The organism is Burkholderia sp. Tr-20390 (assembly GCF_017104595.1).
Lineage (GTDB): Bacteria > Pseudomonadota > Gammaproteobacteria > Burkholderiales > Burkholderiaceae > Burkholderia.
In genome coordinates, this window is sequence record NZ_JAAGPC010000017.1 from 1 (window position 1) to 17,915 (window position 17,915).

General features: G+C 67.6%; 17 protein-coding genes and 1 pseudogene. 13 read left to right on the forward strand and 5 right to left on the reverse strand.

Annotated elements, in window-relative coordinates:
• From G3N98_RS07645 to G3N98_RS07705, 13 genes and pseudogenes are all read left to right on the forward strand, one after another.
• A pseudogene (locus G3N98_RS07645) lies at positions 1 to 405 on the forward strand (secretin); the annotation flags it as partial.
• Between the two features lie 20 nt (positions 406 to 425).
• On the forward strand, positions 426 to 728 hold the full coding sequence (locus tag G3N98_RS07650) for a hypothetical protein (RefSeq protein ID WP_089429724.1): 303 nt from the start codon (positions 426 to 428) through the stop codon (positions 726 to 728).
• A gap of 25 nt (positions 729 to 753) precedes the next feature.
• Positions 754 to 2,025 carry a TadE/TadG family type IV pilus assembly protein gene (locus G3N98_RS07655; RefSeq protein ID WP_206147805.1) on the forward strand — a complete coding sequence of 424 codons (1,272 nt, stop codon included), beginning with the start codon at positions 754 to 756 and terminating at the stop codon, positions 2,023 to 2,025.
• 13 nt (positions 2,026 to 2,038) lie between these two features.
• Positions 2,039 to 2,572, forward strand: a complete 534-nt coding sequence (locus tag G3N98_RS07660; RefSeq protein WP_089433729.1) for a TadE/TadG family type IV pilus assembly protein — start codon at positions 2,039 to 2,041, stop codon at positions 2,570 to 2,572.
• Positions 2,569 to 3,012 carry a TadE family protein gene (locus G3N98_RS07665; RefSeq protein ID WP_089476192.1) on the forward strand — a complete coding sequence of 148 codons (444 nt, stop codon included), beginning with the start codon at positions 2,569 to 2,571 and terminating at the stop codon, positions 3,010 to 3,012. The genes G3N98_RS07660 and G3N98_RS07665 overlap by 4 nt, the downstream gene beginning before the upstream one ends.
• A gap of 22 nt (positions 3,013 to 3,034) precedes the next feature.
• Positions 3,035 to 4,243 carry an AAA family ATPase gene (locus G3N98_RS07670; RefSeq protein ID WP_089476191.1) on the forward strand — a complete coding sequence of 403 codons (1,209 nt, stop codon included), beginning with the start codon at positions 3,035 to 3,037 and terminating at the stop codon, positions 4,241 to 4,243.
• 18 nt (positions 4,244 to 4,261) lie between these two features.
• Entirely contained in the window at positions 4,262 to 5,629 is a 1,368-nt protein-coding gene (locus tag G3N98_RS07675) for a CpaF family protein (protein WP_175239661.1), read from the forward strand.
• Between the two features lie 33 nt (positions 5,630 to 5,662).
• A complete protein-coding gene (locus tag G3N98_RS07680) occupies positions 5,663 to 6,640 on the forward strand; it encodes a type II secretion system F family protein (protein ID WP_206147806.1) in 978 nt (325 codons plus the stop codon).
• A 36-nt stretch (positions 6,641 to 6,676) separates the two neighbouring features.
• Entirely contained in the window at positions 6,677 to 7,657 is a 981-nt protein-coding gene (locus tag G3N98_RS07685) for a type II secretion system F family protein (protein ID WP_206147807.1), read from the forward strand.
• A gap of 222 nt (positions 7,658 to 7,879) precedes the next feature.
• The gene (locus G3N98_RS07690; protein ID WP_206147808.1) at positions 7,880 to 8,158 is read left to right on the forward strand and encodes a hypothetical protein; all 279 of its coding nucleotides are present in this window, start codon (positions 7,880 to 7,882) and stop codon (positions 8,156 to 8,158) included.
• A gap of 332 nt (positions 8,159 to 8,490) precedes the next feature.
• Positions 8,491 to 11,226, forward strand: coding sequence for a molybdopterin cofactor-binding domain-containing protein (locus G3N98_RS07695; protein ID WP_206147809.1), 2,736 nt, complete (start codon positions 8,491 to 8,493; stop codon positions 11,224 to 11,226).
• Positions 11,223 to 11,741 carry a (2Fe-2S)-binding protein gene (locus G3N98_RS07700; RefSeq protein ID WP_089433726.1) on the forward strand — a complete coding sequence of 173 codons (519 nt, stop codon included), beginning with the start codon at positions 11,223 to 11,225 and terminating at the stop codon, positions 11,739 to 11,741. The genes G3N98_RS07695 and G3N98_RS07700 overlap by 4 nt, the downstream gene beginning before the upstream one ends.
• A complete protein-coding gene (locus G3N98_RS07705) occupies positions 11,738 to 12,712 on the forward strand; it encodes a hypothetical protein (protein ID WP_206147810.1) in 975 nt (324 codons plus the stop codon). The genes G3N98_RS07700 and G3N98_RS07705 overlap by 4 nt, the downstream gene beginning before the upstream one ends.
• 49 nt (positions 12,713 to 12,761) lie before the next feature.
• Here G3N98_RS07705 and G3N98_RS07710 read toward each other — a convergent pair whose 3' ends face one another.
• The 5 genes from G3N98_RS07710 to G3N98_RS07730 all read right to left on the reverse strand — a co-directional run bounded on the left by G3N98_RS07710 (position 12,762) and on the right by G3N98_RS07730 (position 17,674).
• A complete protein-coding gene (locus G3N98_RS07710; RefSeq protein ID WP_089476183.1) occupies positions 12,762 to 13,718 on the reverse strand; it encodes a transporter in 957 nt (318 codons plus the stop codon).
• Positions 13,719 to 13,754: 36 nt separating this feature from the next.
• A complete protein-coding gene (locus tag G3N98_RS07715) occupies positions 13,755 to 14,282 on the reverse strand; it encodes a flavin reductase family protein (protein ID WP_089476182.1) in 528 nt (175 codons plus the stop codon).
• Between the two features lie 5 nt (positions 14,283 to 14,287).
• The gene (locus G3N98_RS07720; RefSeq protein WP_089476181.1) at positions 14,288 to 15,526 is read right to left on the reverse strand and encodes a styrene monooxygenase/indole monooxygenase family protein; all 1,239 of its coding nucleotides are present in this window, start codon (positions 15,524 to 15,526) and stop codon (positions 14,288 to 14,290) included.
• 70 nt (positions 15,527 to 15,596) lie between these two features.
• Positions 15,597 to 16,385, reverse strand: coding sequence for an SDR family oxidoreductase (locus G3N98_RS07725; protein WP_089476180.1), 789 nt, complete (start codon positions 16,383 to 16,385; stop codon positions 15,597 to 15,599).
• A 41-nt stretch (positions 16,386 to 16,426) separates the two neighbouring features.
• Complete coding sequence (locus tag G3N98_RS07730) at positions 16,427 to 17,674, reverse strand: dienelactone hydrolase family protein (RefSeq protein WP_206147811.1); 1,248 nt, start codon at positions 17,672 to 17,674, stop codon at positions 16,427 to 16,429.
• Positions 17,675 to 17,915 lie beyond the last annotated feature (241 nt).

Sequence of the window (17,915 nt, forward strand, 5' to 3'; positions counted from 1 at the left end):
TTGTCGCCGAGCACCGCGAGCGGGCGCATCCCCTGCAGCGTGCGTTCGCCGGCCAGCGCGCCTTCCCAGTACGGCGGACGGCGAATGTACGTGCTCTGTGCGCGCCATTCATACAACGGTGCCGCGCTGCCCGCGCCGCGCGCGCCGCAGGGGACGGACGCGCAGCCGCCGGCGCCGGCCGAGCCGCAGAAGACGCCTGCACCGGTTGCCGCCGCCGTCTCGCAGCACGAATCCGCCAACGCGGCCCGCATCGCGCGTATCGAAGCCGCCGCCGCACGTCTTGCGGCGGCCGGTTCCGACACGCCGGCCCAGCCCGCGGGGCAGCCGAAGCGCCGGACACCGGCGGCGGCCCATGCGCAGCAGGTCGTGCGCGTGAGCGCGGCACCCGAATCCACCGATCGTTGAAGCCATCCAAGGGGACGCTCATGAAATCCGCCTACCTCGTCATCGTGCGCCGCGTGGCGCTCGCCGCACCGCTCGCGTTCGCGCTTGCCGGCTGCATGTCGTCGACCCCGGTGTGGGACACCCGCTTCGGCGATTCGGTCCGCGCCGTGACCCAGGCCCAGATCATCGACCCGCATGCCGCCGACCACGCGGCCTCGGTGTCGGCGCCGGGGGTCGACGGCGCGGCCGCCGCGGCCGCGCTCGACAACTACGACAAGTCGTTCAAGCAGACCGTGCCGCCCGCCAATGCGTTCGTGATCGGCATCGGCAAGTCCACCCAGTAACGACGGCACGCTCAGGGAGAACGCCATGAACAGCGCAGCTCGCCATCCGAAAGTCATGCGTCGCAGCCTGCATCGCCAGCGCGGTGCCGTCGCGATCATCGTCGGTCTCGCACTGGCGGTGATGATCGGGTTCGTCGGCCTCGCGCTGGATCTCGGCAAGCTGTACGTCACGCGCAGCGAACTGCAGAACAGCGCCGATGCCTGCGCGCTGTCGGCCGCGCGTGACCTGACCTCGGCCATCAGCCTGTCGGTGGCCGAGGCGGACGGCATCGCCGCCGGCCACCTGAACTTCGTGTTCTTCCAGAACAAGTCGGTGCAGATGTCGACGAACGCGAACGTCACGTTCAGCGACTCGCTGTCCAACGCGTTCCAGACGAAGAACTCGGTCACGACGCCGGCGAACATCAAGTACGTGCAGTGCACCGCCACGTTGAGCAACATCGCGCACTGGTTCATCGAGATACTGAACGTGCTGCCGGGCACGAAGCTCGCGAACGCGGCGGAAGTGTCGGCCAGCGCGATCGCCACCGTCGGCGGCGGGCAGACGACCTGCGCGATCCCGGTGTTCGTGTGCCGCGGCCCGTCCGACCCGGCCTACAAGGTCGGCGACTGGATCTCGTCGCCGTCCGGGTCGTCGTCGACCTACGGGCCGGGCAACTTCGGCTGGGCGGCGCTCGACGGTTCGACGAACGAACCGACCCTCGCGAGCGAGCTGTCGGGCAATACCTGCAACATCACGAGCCCGCCGGATCTCGCCACCACGGGCCTGAAGTCGGCGTCGCTGCGCGCCTGGAATACGCGCTTCGGCATCTATACGAACGGCGCGAACGGCTCGAGCGGCCAGCCCGACTTCACCGGCTATGCATATGTCGGCCCGAACTACGGGCCGCCCGGAACGGCGGGCATCAAGGGCGACGCGTACACGCAGTTCGTGGCCGACCGCGCGGCTTTCAAGTCCTACCAGGGCGACGGCGCGCCGCCGACCGGCAGCGGGATCAACACCAACGGCACCGCGACGGCGAGCAACTACCAGACTTACGGCAGCGACCGCCGTGTCGCGCTCGCGCCGGAAGGCGACTGTTCGACGCTGAAGGGTAGCAGCGGCAAGGTGCACGTCACGCAATGGGACTGTGTGCTGATGCTCGATCCGCTGCCGTTCAGCTCCGGCAGCGGCGCGATCGTCGCGCACCTCGAATACCTCGGCTCGTCGGTCTCCGGCAACAATCCGTGCGCGACGCACGGCTTGCCGGGCAGCGGCAGCGCGTCCGGGACCCAGGTCCCGATGCTCGTTCAATAGCGGAGAGCGGATCATGAAAAAGCCCCCGTTTCGCCGTTCGCGCACCCGCGGCGCCGTCGCCGTCGAGTTCGCGCTCGTGCTGATGCCGATGATCATGCTCGCGACCGGCGTGGCCGAGTTCGGCCGCGCGATCTACCAGTTCGAGACGCTGACCAAGGCGACGCGCGATGCGGCGCGCTACCTGTCGGTCTGGTTGCCGACCGACAGCGCGTATCCGGCCTCGCAGGCGCAGTGCCTCGTCGTCTACGGCAGCACGACGTGCGGCGCCGCCGGCACCGAGCTGGTGCCGGGGCTGAAGACGTCGATGGTGACGATCTGCGACGCGCAGCGCACGACCGGCTGCAGCGACACGTCCGACCCGTCGCAGTTCGCGAACCTGCCGACCTACGACTCGAACAACAACGCGTCGGGCGGCACCGCGACGGGCGCGATCAACGTCGTCGAAGTGAAGATCACGGGCTACAAGTACCAGCCGATCCCCGCGTTCCCGGGGCTGCCGTCGATCACCTTCAACAACATCGTCACCGTGATGAGGCAAGTGTCATGAACGCGCGCCATGCCCCCCCGTCACGCCGGCGTGCCCAACGCGGCTCGGCGATCGTCGAGTTCGCGCTGATCGCGTGGATCCTGATCATGCTGCTGATCGGCATCTTCGAATTCGGCCGCGTGCTGTTCTACTGGAGCACCGCGAGCGAAGCCGTGCGCCTGGGCGCGCGCACGGCGGTGGTGTGCGACGTGAATGCGGCCGGCGTCGTGAAGCGGGTGAGAGGGCTGCTGCCGCTGCTGTCGAACGCGAACGTGTCGGTGAACTACTCGCCCGCGAGCTGTGACGTGAATTCGTGCGCGTTCGTGACGGTCAGCGTCACGAACGTCACGGTCAAGACGATGATCCCGTTCGTGAACATCACGGTGACGATGCCGCCGTTCACGACGACACTGCCGCGCGAAAGCCTCACTTCCGCGACCGGCGGCGCCAACTGTAATTAATCGAACAGGCGAGGCACACGACATGATCAACATCCTCGTAGCTTCCGACGACACCGCGCGTCTTTCGCAGATCGCGCGCCTCGTGGCCGACTGCGGACACTATCGCGCGACACGCGCGACCGGCCGCCCGTCGCAGATCGAACATCGCACCGACGGGCTCGACGCGTTCGACATCCTGCTGGTCGACGGCACGTCGCTCGACCCGTCCGAGCTGTCGGCGATCGAACGGATCTGCCGCGCGCACGCGAGCCTGACCTGCATTCTCGTGACGGCCGACGCGTCGCCGCACGTGCTGCTCGACGCGATGCGGGCGGGCGCCCGCGACGTGCTGCAGTGGCCGCTCGACCCGCAGGCGCTCGGCCACGCGCTCGAACGGGCCGCCGCGCAAAGCACGCGGCGCGACACGGACGACACGCGGATCGTGTCGTTCATGTCGTGCAAGGGCGGGGCCGGCACGAGCTTCGCGGCCAGCAACCTCGCATTCGAGATCGCGGAAGGCTACAAGCGCCGCGTGCTGCTGATCGACCTGAACCAGCAGTTCGCCGACGCGGCGTTCCTCGTCAGCGACGAGACCCCGCCGTCGACGCTGCCGCAGCTGTGCGCGCAGATCGAACGGCTCGACAGCGCGTTCCTCGACGCGAGCGTCGCGCACGTGACGGAAAACTTCCACGTGCTCGCGGGCGCCGGCGACCCGGTCAAGGCCGCCGAAATGCGCGAGGACGCGCTCGAATGGATCCTGGGCGTCGCCGCGCCGCGTTACGACTTCGTGATCTTCGACGTCGGCGTCTGCATCAATCCGCTGTCGATGGTCGCGCTGGATCGCAGCGACCAGATCGCGCTCGTGCTGCAGCCCGCGATGCCGCACGTGCGCGCCGGGCGCCGGCTGCTGGAGATCCTCGTGTCGCTCGGCTACTCGACCGACCAGATGCGGCTGATCGTGAACCGCGCGACGCGCGCGAGCGACCGCACCCGCACGGCGCTCGAGGAAGTGCTCGGCCTGCACGCGGCCTGCACGATTCCCGACGATGCCGACACCGTGCTCGAAGCGCTTAATCAGGGCCATCCGGTGTCGCGGGTCGCGCGCGGCACGGGGGTCGTCCGTGCGTTGCAAGGGTATGCGAAGCAACTCGTCGAAGGGGAGGTGCGCGCGGGGCACGGCGCGACGCACAGCGAACCGCTGATGTCCCGGCTGTTCGGCCGCAAGGCCACGCCGAAGCTCAAATCCATGTAAATCTTTCGGGGAACCATCATGTCATTGCGCGAACAGATGTCCTTGCACCGGGCCCAGCCGCTGGCGACGGGCAGCGAACCGGCCGGCCCGGCCCATTCGTCGGTGCGCGACGCATACCAGAAGCTGCGCCGCGAAATCCACCTGGCCGTGCTCGAACGTGTCGAGCTCGAGCGCCTGTCGCGGATGCCGCAGGAATCGGTCCGGATGGAGATCGGCCTGCTGATCACGCGCATCCTCGACGAGGAGCGGCTGCCGGCGAACGACATCGAGCGGCGGCAACTGGCGATCGACGTGTACGACGAGATGTTCGGTTTCGGCCCGCTCGAAGCGCTGCTGCGCGACCCGACCGTTTCCGACATCCTCGTGAACACGTACCGGCAGGTCTATGTCGAACGCTTCGGCCAGCTCGAACTGACCGACGTGACGTTCTATGACGATGCACACCTGATGAAGGTGATCGAGAAGATCGTGTCGCGCGTCGGGCGCCGCATCGACGAATCGAGCCCGATGGTCGACGCGCGGCTGCCCGACGGCTCGCGCGTGAACGCGATCATCCCGCCGTCCGCGATCGACGGGCCGCTGATGTCGATCCGGCGTTTCGCGGTCAATCCGCTGAAGATGGACGACCTCGTGCGCTACCACAGCCTGACGCCGCCGATGGCCGAGCTGCTCGACGCGCTGTCGCGCGCGAAGGTGAACGTGCTGGTGTCGGGCGGCACCGGCAGCGGCAAGACGACGCTGCTCAACATCCTGTCCGGCTTCATTCCGCGCAACGAGCGGATCGTGACGATCGAGGATGCCGCCGAACTGCAACTGCAGCAGCCGCACGTGCTGCGGCTCGAAACCCGCCCGCCGAACATCGAAGGCAAGGGCGAGATCACGCAGCGCACGCTGGTGCGCAACGCGCTGCGGATGCGCCCGGACCGGATCATCCTCGGCGAAGTGCGCGGCGCGGAAGCGCTCGACATGCTCAACGCGATGAACACCGGCCACGAAGGCTCGCTCGCGACGATCCACGCGAACACCCCGCGCGACGCGCTGACGCGGCTCGAGAACATGATCAGCGTCTCCGGCCTGACGCTGCCGCCGAAGACGATGCGCCAGCAGATCACGTCGGCGATCTCGGTGGTCGTGCAGGCCGCGCGGCTGACCGACGGCAGGCGCAAGATCGTCAGCATCCAGGAACTGACCGGGATGGAGGGCGACATCATCAACATGCAGGAGATCTTCACGTTCAAGCGCACGGGCGTGGACCGCGACGGTTCGGTACGCGGCCACTTCTGCGCGACGGGCGTGCGGCCGAAGTTCGTCGAGCGGCTGCAGGCATTCGGCATCAACCTGCCGGATTCGCTGTACGACCCGTCTCAGCGGTACGAGACGAACTGACGACAGGGCGCCGTTCGCTGCCGGGGAGGCTTCATGAACACGATCTTTTACGGTTTTGTGATTCTCACCTTCGTCGCGGTGGTCCTCGCGATCGAAGGCGGTTATCAATGGTGGAACGCGCGGCATGGCGCCGCCGCGCGCCGGATCGAATCGCGCATCCGCTCGATGTCGGCCGGCGGCAACGTCCAGCAGGAACGGCTGTCGATCCTGAAGAAGCGGATGCTCGACGAATCGAAACCGTTCGACCGGCTGCTGCTGCGCATGCCGCGCGTGCATCGGCTCGATCTCGTGATCCAGCAGTCGGGCCTCGACTGGACGCTGCCGAAGCTGATCATGCTCAGCACGGTGTTCGCGGCGTTCGCGTGGCTTGCGCTGAGCTTCGCGACGTTGCCGCAGTTCGCCGCGCTGCCGGTCGCGCTGTTCGCCGGATGCCTGCCGATGATGTACGTGATGCGCTGCCGCGGGAAGCGGATGCGCAAGCTCGAGCGGCTGTTGCCGGACATCTGCGACATGATCGCGCGCGCGCTGCGGTCCGGCCACTCGTTCACGAGCACGCTCGGGATGGTCGGCGACGAGTTTCCCGAGCCGATGGGCGGCGAGTTCCGCGTCACGTTCGACGAGGTCAACTACGGCGTGTCGCTGCACGATGCGCTGATGAACCTCGTCACGCGCGTGCCGGTGCAGGACCTGCGCTACTTCGTGATCGCGGTGCTGATCCAGCGCGAGACGGGCGGCAACCTGGCCGAGCTGCTCGACAGCATCGCCGCGCTGATCCGCGAGCGCTTCAAGCTGTTCGACAAGGTGCGCGTGCTGTCGGCGGAAGGGCGGTTGTCGGCATGGATTCTCGGGCTGCTGCCGTTCGGCACCGCCGCGGTGATGGCGCTGCTGAACCGCGAATTCCTGTCCGTGCTCTGGGAGGACCCGGCGGGGATCAGGATGGTCGGCACGATGCTGGTGTCGATGCTGTTCGGGCTGCTCTGGATCCGCCGTATTGTCCGCATTCGCGTCTGACGCGCGAGCCGTATAACGAACCGTTGCGAGGCTGTCATGCAAAACCTGAGCGTAGTCCAGGCCGTGATGCTGGGCGGCTTGTTCCTCTTCGTGGCCGGCGGCGCGCTCGTCGCGATGCTGCTGTTCGCGCCACGCAGCATCCAGCGCCGGGTCCAGCAGGCCGGCGGGGCCGGGACGGGCGCCGCTGGCGTGGCGGGCACGGGTGACGGCGACGAACTGGCGTCGCGCTGGGTCGCGAAGCTGGTCGAGCTGTCCACGCCGATCTCGAAGCTGTCGGTGCCGAAGGAGGGCTGGGAGAATTCGCCGCTGCGCATCCGGCTCATGAATGCCGGCTGGCGCAACCAGAGCGCGGCCGCGCTGTATTTCACCGCGAAGACGGCGCTCGCGCTCGGGTTGCCGTGCGCGGCGCTGTTGGTGCTGATCACGACGTCGCTCGGCGACGAGCGTGCGATCCTGTCGGTCATCCTCGTCGCGCTCGCCGGCATCGGCTACTACATCCCGAACGTCGTGCTGTCGCAGCGGGTCAAGGTGCGCCAGCGGAAGATCTTCGAGGATTTCCCGGACGCGCTCGACCTGCTGACGGTGTGCGTCGAAGCGGGGCTCGGGCTCGATGCGGCGCTGATGAAGGTGAGCGAGGAGCTGCGGTTCAGCAGCGAGGTGGTCGCGAGCGAACTCGACCTGCTGCTGCTCGAGATGCGCTCCGGCTTCACGAAGGAGACGGCGCTGCGCAATCTCGCGCTGCGCACCGGCGTGGAGGACATCGAATCGTTCTGCGCGATGCTGATCCAGGCCGACCGCTTCGGCACGAGCATCAGCGAATCGCTGCGCGTGCTGTCCGACATGCTGCGCACGCGGCGCCGGATGCGCGCGGAAGAGCGGGCCGCGAAGATCGCGCTGAAGCTGCTGTTCCCGCTGATCTTCTGCATTTTCCCCGCACTGATGATGGTGCTGCTCGGGCCGGCGATGATCCACGTCTATCGCGTGCTGCTGCCGACGTTCGTGGGCATCGGGCAGTGAGTGACGCAGCGGCGTTGCGCCGGTTGCGTCGATCAAGGTTTTGCGTGCCGGATGGCCACCCCCGCCGGCCGGCACGGTAACAGGCTTCATGGAGGCTCCCTCCCCAGGCGGCGCCGCGAGACAGGTTGACCATAGCGGCGTCAAGGCATCCTGGACCCATGGTCGGCCATGGAACGAGCCGTAGTCCACCGCCTCAGCGGCTGCCCCCTACTGCTAACCTGAATGCCGGCGAAGTTTGCCGGCATCGCGTTGTGCGCCTGGATGCAACGGCACGGCGATACCTCGCCTGATATTGAAAGACGGCAACGATCCGCGGGATTGTTGACTCCATCGTTCATTGCAATGGCTTCTCGTTCGTTTTTTGCGCACCGCTGCGCGCCATCCGAAAATCTCCTTGAAATACCCGGCCCGAATTTCTACATTATTGAAAATCATGTCTGCATCACGGTACTGACGACGCAAACGTTGCACGTGCCGGAAATACCGAACAACAACACTTGAAAATCAAGAGACTGCCCGACAATACGGAAAACAGGCCAGTCGCGCACGATCAAGGCCGGGGGAAACATGAACGAGCAAGCAATGGCAAGCAGGTGGCCTGACGCTTCATCCAGCAGACCTCCGCGGGCCCGTGGCGCCCGCGCGAATCCGCCGCGCACGTTCCCCGGTCCGCTTCCCCCCGATTCCTGACCGCCGGCACGCGACCGCGTCCGCAAGACCGTTTCCGCACCGACATCCCGCACGACGAAGCACACCCGAAGCGGCCCGTACACGGCCGGCGTCGCGTCGCGCGTCGGCCGTGCCGGCACGACCATTCGAACGAGGGACCCAGCATGGCCATCGATGTGCCTGTGACACGCCGGACGTTTCTGAAGCTGGCCGGGAGCGGCGCGCTCGTCGCGATCTCGATCACCCATTTGCCGGCGCTGGCGCTCGGCGCCGCCGGGCAGGCGGACGACGGTGCGGCCGGGCCGGGCTGGGCGCCGGTGCCCGGCAAGGCGCGCTGGCGCATCGACGGCATCCCGAAGGTCACGGGCCAGAAGATCTACGCACGCGACTTCAAGTCGCGCGACTTCGTCGGCTGGCCGCAGCAGGAGAACTGGCTCTATGCGTTGCGGTGCGATCGGGTCGACGCCGTGTACGAAGGCTATGACCTCGGTGTGCTGCCGGCCGAATTGCGGCCGATCGCCGTCGTCGACAACGCATTGCTGAGCGCGCGGCGGATTCCGCTGGCACCCGAGGCCGACCCGATCGCGAACCAGGACATCTACTGGCTCGCGCGCACCGGCCACGCGGCGGATTGCTACGGACAACCGGCCGCGCTGCTGATCTTCGAGAACTTCGATGTCTATCGTCGAGCGAAGAAGCTGCTCGATTTCAACCGCAGCGTGATCCGTTACGGCGCGCCGGTCACGCGCCCGACGGCCGCGCAGGCCGTGCCGTTTTCTCCCGTGACCATCTACGTGCGCGATGACGAACGCGGCTTCAACTACGTCGACAACTACCAGACCGACAGCAGCGGCAAGCCGACCGCCGAATACCTGAAGCAACGCGAGGAGGCGGTCGCCAACATCGATGCGACGATCGCCCGCAACGCGGCCGCCGGCGCGTGGATCGGCGTGCGTGCGACCGGCAATGAAGGATTCGAGACGCCGGCGATGGACCCGATGTTCATGGAACCCGAAGCGGGGCTCGCATGGTACGACGCGTCCAGCGCGACAATGAGCCTCGTGCTCGGTACGCAGTCGGCGAACGACGATGCGACCGGCGCGCTCGCGCTGTTCCAGGGCAGCGACGTCGCGGCCAAGGAGGCCCACGTCATCGCGTGCTATCCGGGCGGCGGCTTCGGCGGGCGCGACAAGTCCTATTTCCCGCTCTATCTCGCGCTCGCGGCGCCGTTCGCGACGGGCGCGCTACGCTGGCAGCAGTCGCGCTACGAGCAGTTCCAGGTCGGGTTGAAGCGCTGCGAAACGCAGTTTTCCGAATCGCTGTGGTTCAACCGGCGCGGCAAGCTCGAAGCGATCACGTGCGATTTCCTGATGAACGGCGGCGGCAAGAAGAACCTGTCGCCGTACGTCGCGCAGCTCGCCGCGCTGAGCGCGATGAGCTGCTACGAGATTCCGCGCGCACGCGCGCAGGCGGCCTCGACTTACACGCGGGAAGTGTTCGGCGGATCGCAGCGCGGCTTCGGCGGCCCGCAGGCGTTCATGGCGGTCGAGACGCTGATGGACGAGGCCGCGCGCCGGCTCGGGCTCTCGCCGTTCGCGATCCGTCGCGCCAATTTTCTCGGCGGCACGCCCGGGCTCGGCAAGGGGCGCGCGATCACGGGTGCGCCGATCCTGTTCGACCTGCAGCTCGACGCGTTGCTCGACCGGCTCGAACAGCACCCGCTGTGGCGCGAACGCGAGCGCACCCGCGCGGAACGCGCGGCGCGCCATCTCCGCTACGGCGTCGGACTCGCGATGGCGAACGAGGCCTACGGCACCTCCGGTGACGGCATGTTCGGGATGGTGCAGATCCTGCCCGACAGCCGGCTGCGCGTGGTCACGCCGTACACCGACATGGGTAACGGCGCGGCCACGACGCTGGGGCTCGCACCGTCCGAATTTCTCGGGCAGAACGCGCAGACGATCGCCATGAGCGAGATCGGGCCGTTCAATGCACTCGGGCTCACGCGTTCGAGCAACCCGTCGGCCAATCCGAAGACGGTGCGCTACACGTACGGTTCGTCGAGCGCCTGTCTCGGCGCATTCCATCAGTACCACGCGGTGAAGGGGGCGGCCCAGGCCTTGTTCCTGCAAAGCGTGCTGCCGGCGGCCCGTGCGTGGTGGGGCGTGCCCGTGCGGGCAGAGGACGTGCGCTGGGCCAATGGTGCGCTCGTCGCGAACGGCCTCACGCCGATTTCGTGGCCGGCGCTGCTCGGCACCATCACGAAGCTGGGCCTGCAGACGGTGGCGGCCGTGCATGCGAGCTATGCCGGCTACTTCTGGAAGGGCACCTATCCGTTCGCGTCGGGCAGTGCGCAAATCGACTACGACTACGTGGCGGTCGGCCTCGATCCTTACTTCCTGACGCCGCTGTACCGCACGCTGCAGGCGCCGCCGGTCGACACGAGCCTCTACGGGCGCACGACCTATGCGCCATCGGCGTCGCTCGTCGGCGTGTCCGTCGATCCGGCGAACGGGCGCGTGAAGGTCGAGCGCGTGGTGTCGGCGGTGAGTGTCGGGCGGCAACTGTCGCCGGAGCTCGTCGAAGGACAGTCGCAGGGCGCGGTCGCGATGGGGATCGGCAACGTGCTGACGGAGACGTGCCCGCTCGGCCCGGACGGCCCGGGTGGCGGCCGATGGAACCTCGACCGCTACGAGGTGACGCGCCTGCCCGACATTCCCGAGCAGGAGCTGATCGCGCTGCCGCCGCCCGGCAACGACCCCGCGAATGCGCGCGGTATCGCGGAAGCGGTGATGTGCCCGATCGCGCCGGCGCTGCTCAATGCGCTGGCGATGGCGACGGGGCGAAGGTTCAGGGTCACGCCGGTCACGCCGGACAAGATTCTGGAGGCACTGCAATGAGCGATCCGGTCCGCATGGTCGTGAACGGCCAGCCCGTCGAGGCAGCCGCCGACGACGCCGACATGAACCTCATCGACTTCCTGCATGAACGACAGGACCTGACCGGCACGAAGCTGTGCTGCGGCATCGGCGTGTGCCGGGCGTGCACGGTCGGCGTGCGCAACACGCCCGACGCGCCGATGGAAAAGACGCTGTCGTGCTCGACGCCGGTCAGCGCGATGGCCGGCATGCACGTGTACACGATCGAAGGGCTCGCGCAGGACGGCACGCTGTCGCCGCTGCAGCAGAGCTTTCTCGAATCGTTCGCGTTCCAGTGCGGCTACTGCGCGTCGGGATTCCTGATGGCCGCGACCGCGATGCTCGATCATCTGCGCGCGCAGCCGGTGCCCGCCGCCGAGCTGGACGCGATGATCGAAACGTGGGTGGGCGGCAACGTGTGCCGATGCACCGGCTATGTCAAATACATCGAGGCCATCCGCAAGGTGGCGATGCGCTACACGAAGGAGGCGGCATGACGATCAGGACCTGCATCGCGGCGCTGGCGCTGCTGCTGGCCGCGCCCGCGTCGTTTGCCGCGGAAGGCGCCGATGCCTCCCTGCACGAATACGCGCAGCAGTGCACCGACGAAATCGGCGAGATTCCCGCGTTCGACTGCAACAGCGGGACGGACGTGCCGATCACCGTCAACGGCAGCGTGCCCGCGCGGTACACGGCACACATGACCTGCGATCGCCCGGCGCTGTTGCCGTACGACGCGCCGACCTCCGGGCAATGCACGCCTTACTCGAAGATCCTCGACCTGTCTCACGGCGACACGCAGATCTCGGCGTTTTGCCGTCGCAAGCAGATCCGCGAGAACCGCAGCCCGTACTACGACGAAGTCGACATCGTGCTGCACCACGTGCGCAACGGCAAGACCTGCTGGTTTCATGCGGACAAGGGCGGTACGGGCGGCATGGACGCGTCGCGCGTGCCGCCGCCGAACGAGAAGACCCCGCCGCCCGGTCGGCCGTCGGCCGCGGAATTCTGGTGGAAACCGGCTGCGACCGCGACGAAGCGCTGCGTGTCGTGCCACGATGCGAGCCCGGTCATGTACAGCCCGTGGATCGGGCAGGTATGGAACCGCGTGCCGACCGATCCGTGGGGCAAGTACATCAATCTCGGTGCCGACTTCGCGTCATGGACGTCGCACGCGATCAGCACGCCCGGTAACACCTGCATCGGCTGCCACCGGATCGGCGACCAGAACAGTTGCAAGATCTACGTGCCGCTCGCCGCCGGGTTGCTGCCGCCGCCGAAAGGCAGCAACCAGCTGGCGAGCAGCTATCCGCTGACGCACTGGATGCCGATCGACAACAACCGCAGCCGCGACGAGTGGAACGCGGCCAACGTGAAGTCGGTGAGCGACCTGCTCGAGTGCTGTTCGGCGCGGGGCAAGAACGATCCGAAGTGCTCGTTCACGCCGGCGGCGCAGGCGGCGAAGTAGGGGGCCGCCGGGCGGCGGAACGTCGTGCCCGTTCACCCGGTCGCGGTCGTCACTGAAAGTGATGCACGTAGCGCAGCACCATCCGCGTGCCCTGCGGCCGGTTGCGCGCATAGGTTTCGAAGTATGCGTTGAACATCAGATGATCCTGCGGCGAGAAGCTATACATGGCCCCCGGGCCGATCGCGAACACGGCCTCCCGCGTGCCCGGCACGTCCTGCCCGTTTGCCTTCATGTCGGTGGTCTGGCGCAGCCAGTAGCCGTTGAGCCCCAGCCGCAGGCCGGGGCGCACTTCATACTCGGTCGCGAAGTTCGCGTGGATCGCCTGGCCGGCCTGCGTCGACGTCACGTCCGGGCCGAGCGACGTGGCCGGCTGATGGTTGGTCGCGTTCCACAGATAATGCAGCCGCCAAGACACCGTCCACTTGGGCGTGAGCCACAGCGTCGCCGCCCAGTACGGATCGAACGACCAGACATGGCTGCCGGGGTTGATCGCGCGCGACGGATCGTACGCGCCGGTCGGCGCGATGAACTGGAATTCCACGCGCTGCGCGAAGCGCGGGCCTTGCGCGCCCATCACCGGGTCGAACTGGATGAACGGGCCGATCAGCAGGTCGCCGAAACCGGCGCGCGCATTCAGCGCGACGTTGCCGATGCCGTCGTCGGTTCGCGCGGACGCGATCCACGGCAGGATCACGTCGAGGCCGGGATGCATGCCCGCGAACGTCAGCGGCGACTGATAGACGAGCTGGCTCAGCCCCGCGAACAGGTCGATGTCCTGCTTCGGCAGCCCGACCTTGTTGCCCGCATTGTCGTTGACGCGGCCGGCCGTGTAGTACTGCAGGTACTGCGTGCCGTACCAGCCGGAGCCGGCCGGCGGCATCCCGTCGAGGAAGCTGGTCATGCCGAGGTTGACCGCCGGCAGGTCGGCTGCGCCGGCCGGCGCGCCTGCGGCCATGCCCGCGATCGTGAGGCCTGCGACGACGAGCATGCGAGAGCCGAGTTTCATGTTCACCACCTCCTGTTGATTTATTGGTACAACTAATCAAACGGCGCGAAAAAGATCGGGATGGTCGGCGATCGCACGATACTGGCCCGCATGGAACACGAGCGGCGCATGGCCGAACGTGTCGAACTGTTCGATCTGGCCGATGAAGAGCAGGTGATCGCCGCCTTCGTAATGGCCGACGTTGCGGCACACGAAGCGCGCGCTCGCGCCGTCGAGACAGGGCACGCCACCGGTTTCCGAATCGACGTGAAGCACGCCGTCGAACTTGTCGGCGCTGGGCGTCGCGAAGCGGCGCGACAGCTCGATCTGGTCGTGCGCGAGGATGTTGATCGCGAAATGGGTGGCCGCGACGAAATCCGGGCGGCTCGGCGCGACCTTGCGCAGGCTCCACAGCACGAGCGGCGGATCGAGCGACAGCGACGAGAACGAATTGGCGGTGAGGCCCACCTTGCGTCCGTCGGCCGCGCAGGTGGTGATCACGGTCACGCCGGTCGGGAATTGCCCGAACGCGGCGCGTAACTGCAGCGGGTCGAGGGCCGGGCGATCGGTAGCGGTCGTTTCCATGCCGGTCACTCCGTGCGTGCGCTGTGTTCGCGGATCATCGCCGCGCAGGCCGACGGCTCGAACCACCACGGCGAGAACCGGCGCGGATCGTCGAAGCCGTCGACGATCGCCGCGGCGAGCGACGGCAACTGGCCGGCCGCGCCGAGCAGTTCGAGGATGTGCGGCGGTGGCGGCGTGAGCAGCGAGTTGGTCCAGCGCACGACGTGCTGCGCATACGCCCAGTACCCTTCGAACGTCTGCTGCATCCAGTCTTCGCCGAACGGCGCGGCATCGCGTGCGACGATCGCGTCGAAATACGCGTTCGCGCATTTCGCGGCGTTGTTCGATCCCTGGCCGGTGATCGGATCGTTGACGACCACCGCATCGGCCATCCCGAACACCGTGCGGCCCGACGGCAGCCGGAAGAACGGCTTGCGCACCGTCGGCGTGAAGCGTCCGGCGAGCGTGCCGTTCGGATCGGTGAGCTCGACGTCGCGGCAGCGCTCGAATTCCCACGGTACGTACTGCTGCAGGAACGACAGGCTCCGGTCCAGATGCTGGTCGGGCGTCTTCACGTCGGCCCAGCAGTCGAGCGGGCCGCCCGGGATGCCTTCGAACACCATGATTTCGCACGGGCCCGTCGTGGTCAGCGCGGGAAACACGAAGTACTCGCCGATGCCCGGCAGCAGGTTGAAGCGCACGCGCGAATACGGCTGGCTCGGCGTCATCCCTTTCACATAGGTGAGGGCCAGCGCGCGTTGCGGGCGGTCGAACGCGCTGCGCGTGTCGTCGCGGCCGAGCAGGTTGACGATCTCGCCCTTGCCGGCCGCGAGCAGCACGAGGTCGTGGCTGCGTGCGAGCTCCTCGAGTTCGGGCACGCCGATGTCGGCAATGCGCACGTCCGCGCCCCGGCGCTTCACGCGGTCGAGCCAGTCGGCCATCTTCACGCGCTGGTCGACCGACTGCGCATAGCGCGTCAGCCGCGACGACCAGTCGATCACCTTGCGGCCGTTGCCGTCCGGATGCGGTACCGCGATGCCGATCCCTTCGACGGACGGGCACGCTTCCTCCCAGGTGTTCAGGCCGAGATCGCGCTCGATCTGCAACGACGTGTGGAACATGCACTGGCTCGACATGACCTTGCCGGTGCGGATCTGCTCGGCGTCGCGGTTGGTCGCGAGCGTGACGTGATAACCCTGGTCGAGCAGGGCGAAGGCGAGTTGCAGGCCGGACTGACCGGCGCCGACGATGGCGATGCGTCTCATGGATGTGTCCTTGGTTGGCCGGATGCCGGCCGGAATCGAAATGGTTGCGGGATGCGGCGGCGAGGAACGGTCACTCCGCGAGACGCGGAATGGCCGGCACCGCCTGTTCGGGGCCCATCGCGGCATAGCCGCCATCCACCGCGTAGTCGGCGCCGGTCACGAAGCTCGCCGCGTCGCTGCACAGGAACGTCACGACCTGCGCGACCTCGGACGGATCGCCGACCCGGCCGAGCAGGTGGAACGGCGCGGCGACGCGATCGGTCTTCGCGCGGTCGCCGTGCGTCAGCTCGTCCATCACGCGCGACCAGGTCCAGCCCGGCGACACCGAATTGACGCGAATGCGGTCGGGCGCGAGATCCATCGCCATGCTGCGCGTGAGCTGGCGGATCGCCGCCTTGGACGTCGGGTACAGCCAGCGGCCGGTTTGCGCGCACTGGGCCGAGATCGAGCTGAAGTTCACGATCGCGCCGCCGCCGCGCCGGACCATCTGCGGATGCACGGCCTTGGCGAGCATCGCCGCCGACACGACGTTGACGTCCATCGCGGCGAGCCAGTCGTTGCGGGTCGCCTGGATGCCGTTGTCGACGTAGCTGCACGCGAGGTTGACGAGCACGTCGATCGCGCCGAACCGCTCGACGATGGCCGCGACCGCATGCTCGATCGCGCGATCGTCGGTGATGTCGAGCGCGACGAACATCGCCCGTTCGCCGAGCGAGTCGGCCACGCGCGCGCCGTTCTCCGCATCGAGATCGAGGATCGCGACGCACGCACCGGCGTGGCTCAGGTCCTGCGCGACCGCGGCGCCGATCAGCGTGGCGCCGCCGGTGACGATCGCGACTTTGCCAGCAAGGGCAGTCATGGGGTGTCTCCGGAAATCGTTGGGTGGGGGAAGGTGTTGCGTCAATGCGTGCCCGACGACGGCTCGCTGTCCTGCCAGCGGCGCATCAGCCCGTTCGACGGCACGGTTTCGTCGAGCAGCTTGCGGGCCGTTTCGACACCCGCGACCGGCAGGCCGGCCGGATCGAGCAGCCCGATCTGCACGAGCACGCTCGCCTGGTCCCAGTAGATGTGCTCGTGATAGAGCTTGTCGCCGCGAAACTTGACGATCGCGACGAGCGGAATCTCGACGCGCTTGCCGGTCGGCGCGACGCCCGGCAGCATCCAGTCGATCTCGGTGGTGTGCGTGAAGCAGAACAGCAACTCGTCGACGATCTGGCTCGCGCCGACCGTGCGCGAGATCGGCGTGATCGTCGTGTCCGGCGGATTCGCGTGCACGAAGTGATGCGTGTAGAAGCGCTTGAGCTCGTCGTAGCCGACGCCGCCCGTCAGCGTCGGAATATGGTTGACGTACGGCTCGGCAACCATCGTCGCCATCGTGGCATCGACGTTGCGCGTGTCGAACTCGTGTTGCAGATGCGCTTCCCACAGTGTGGACAGGTCGTAGTGCGGGCCGAGCGCGGCACGGAACGCGGCGATCGCGCGCTGATGGGCCATGCTCGCGGCGGCCTTGTCGAAATGATCGCCGCCCACACGCGCGAACGCGTGATCGACCCCGGGATACACGTACACTTCGACGCCGTCGCGCCCGGCCAGCGCTCCGGCAATGCGCTGCTGCGCGTCGGGCGGGCAGAAGCGGTCTTGCCCCGCGATCTGCAGCACGAGCCGGCCGTGCAGGTGAGACGCCTCGTCGAGCGCGTGCTCGATGCCCACGCCGTAGTAACTGACCGCCGCGGCCACGTCCGGCAGCCGGCACGCGGCGAGATACGCGAGCTTGCCGCCGAGACAGTAGCCGAGCACGCCGGTTCCGCCCGTGCATTCGGGAAGCTGCCTGAGCACGGCCAGCGTGGCGCCAACATCCTCGACACCCTTGTTCTCGTCGTATGCGCGGTAAAGGGCCATTGCGCGTTCGGCATCCGCTCCCGCATAGCCGAGTTCGATCCCCGGCGCCTGGCGCCAGAACAGGTCGGGCACGAGCACCGTGTAGCCTTCCTCCGCGTAGTAGTCGGCTGCTTCCCGCATCGTCGCGTTCGCGCCGAAGATCTCGTGGCACAGCACGATGCCGGGCCCGGTGCCGCCGGCCGGCGTGCTCAGGTACGCGCGAAACGTGCCGCCGTCCGGCGACGGAATCTCGATGTGACGTCCTTGCATGTGTCCCTCCATTCCAGTTTTGTGCTGCGACGGGCCCAGTATTGGCGGACGAAATGGGCACTTCTATCCGCTTTCTTCGGCCGATATCCGCGAATTCCGGAAACCTGTTGCACCGGCCGCCGCGCATGGGCGGGCGCGCGGCTGACTGCGGGTATGTGCGGATGCGGAAGCCCCGCACAGTTTTCTACGATGCGCGAACGGTCCGCTTCTTGCGTCATGTGCGCGGGACTTGCGTGCTTTG

What these genes read in the sequence shown, in the direction of transcription:
- G3N98_RS07665 (WP_089476192.1), top strand. Translation starts at nt 2,569, where the DNA reads ATGAACGCGCGCCATGCCCCCCCGTCACGCCGGCGTGCCCAACGCGGC.
- G3N98_RS07725 (WP_089476180.1), bottom strand. Translation starts at nt 16,385, where the DNA reads ATGACTGCCCTTGCTGGCAAAGTCGCGATCGTCACCGGCGGCGCCACG.
- G3N98_RS07670 (WP_089476191.1), top strand. Translation starts at nt 3,035, where the DNA reads ATGATCAACATCCTCGTAGCTTCCGACGACACCGCGCGTCTTTCGCAG.
- G3N98_RS07680 (WP_206147806.1), top strand. Translation starts at nt 5,663, where the DNA reads ATGAACACGATCTTTTACGGTTTTGTGATTCTCACCTTCGTCGCGGTG.
- G3N98_RS07700 (WP_089433726.1), top strand. Translation starts at nt 11,223, where the DNA reads ATGAGCGATCCGGTCCGCATGGTCGTGAACGGCCAGCCCGTCGAGGCA.
- G3N98_RS07720 (WP_089476181.1), bottom strand. Translation starts at nt 15,526, where the DNA reads ATGAGACGCATCGCCATCGTCGGCGCCGGTCAGTCCGGCCTGCAACTC.
- G3N98_RS07675 (WP_175239661.1), top strand. Translation starts at nt 4,262, where the DNA reads ATGTCATTGCGCGAACAGATGTCCTTGCACCGGGCCCAGCCGCTGGCG.
- G3N98_RS07655 (WP_206147805.1), top strand. Translation starts at nt 754, where the DNA reads ATGAACAGCGCAGCTCGCCATCCGAAAGTCATGCGTCGCAGCCTGCAT.
- G3N98_RS07690 (WP_206147808.1), top strand. Translation starts at nt 7,880, where the DNA reads ATGCCGGCGAAGTTTGCCGGCATCGCGTTGTGCGCCTGGATGCAACGG.
- G3N98_RS07705 (WP_206147810.1), top strand. Translation starts at nt 11,738, where the DNA reads ATGACGATCAGGACCTGCATCGCGGCGCTGGCGCTGCTGCTGGCCGCG.
- G3N98_RS07715 (WP_089476182.1), bottom strand. Translation starts at nt 14,282, where the DNA reads ATGGAAACGACCGCTACCGATCGCCCGGCCCTCGACCCGCTGCAGTTA.
- G3N98_RS07730 (WP_206147811.1), bottom strand. Translation starts at nt 17,674, where the DNA reads ATGCAAGGACGTCACATCGAGATTCCGTCGCCGGACGGCGGCACGTTT.
- G3N98_RS07650 (WP_089429724.1), top strand. Translation starts at nt 426, where the DNA reads ATGAAATCCGCCTACCTCGTCATCGTGCGCCGCGTGGCGCTCGCCGCA.
- G3N98_RS07660 (WP_089433729.1), top strand. Translation starts at nt 2,039, where the DNA reads ATGAAAAAGCCCCCGTTTCGCCGTTCGCGCACCCGCGGCGCCGTCGCC.
- G3N98_RS07710 (WP_089476183.1), bottom strand. Translation starts at nt 13,718, where the DNA reads ATGAAACTCGGCTCTCGCATGCTCGTCGTCGCAGGCCTCACGATCGCG.
- G3N98_RS07695 (WP_206147809.1), top strand. Translation starts at nt 8,491, where the DNA reads ATGGCCATCGATGTGCCTGTGACACGCCGGACGTTTCTGAAGCTGGCC.
- G3N98_RS07685 (WP_206147807.1), top strand. Translation starts at nt 6,677, where the DNA reads ATGCAAAACCTGAGCGTAGTCCAGGCCGTGATGCTGGGCGGCTTGTTC.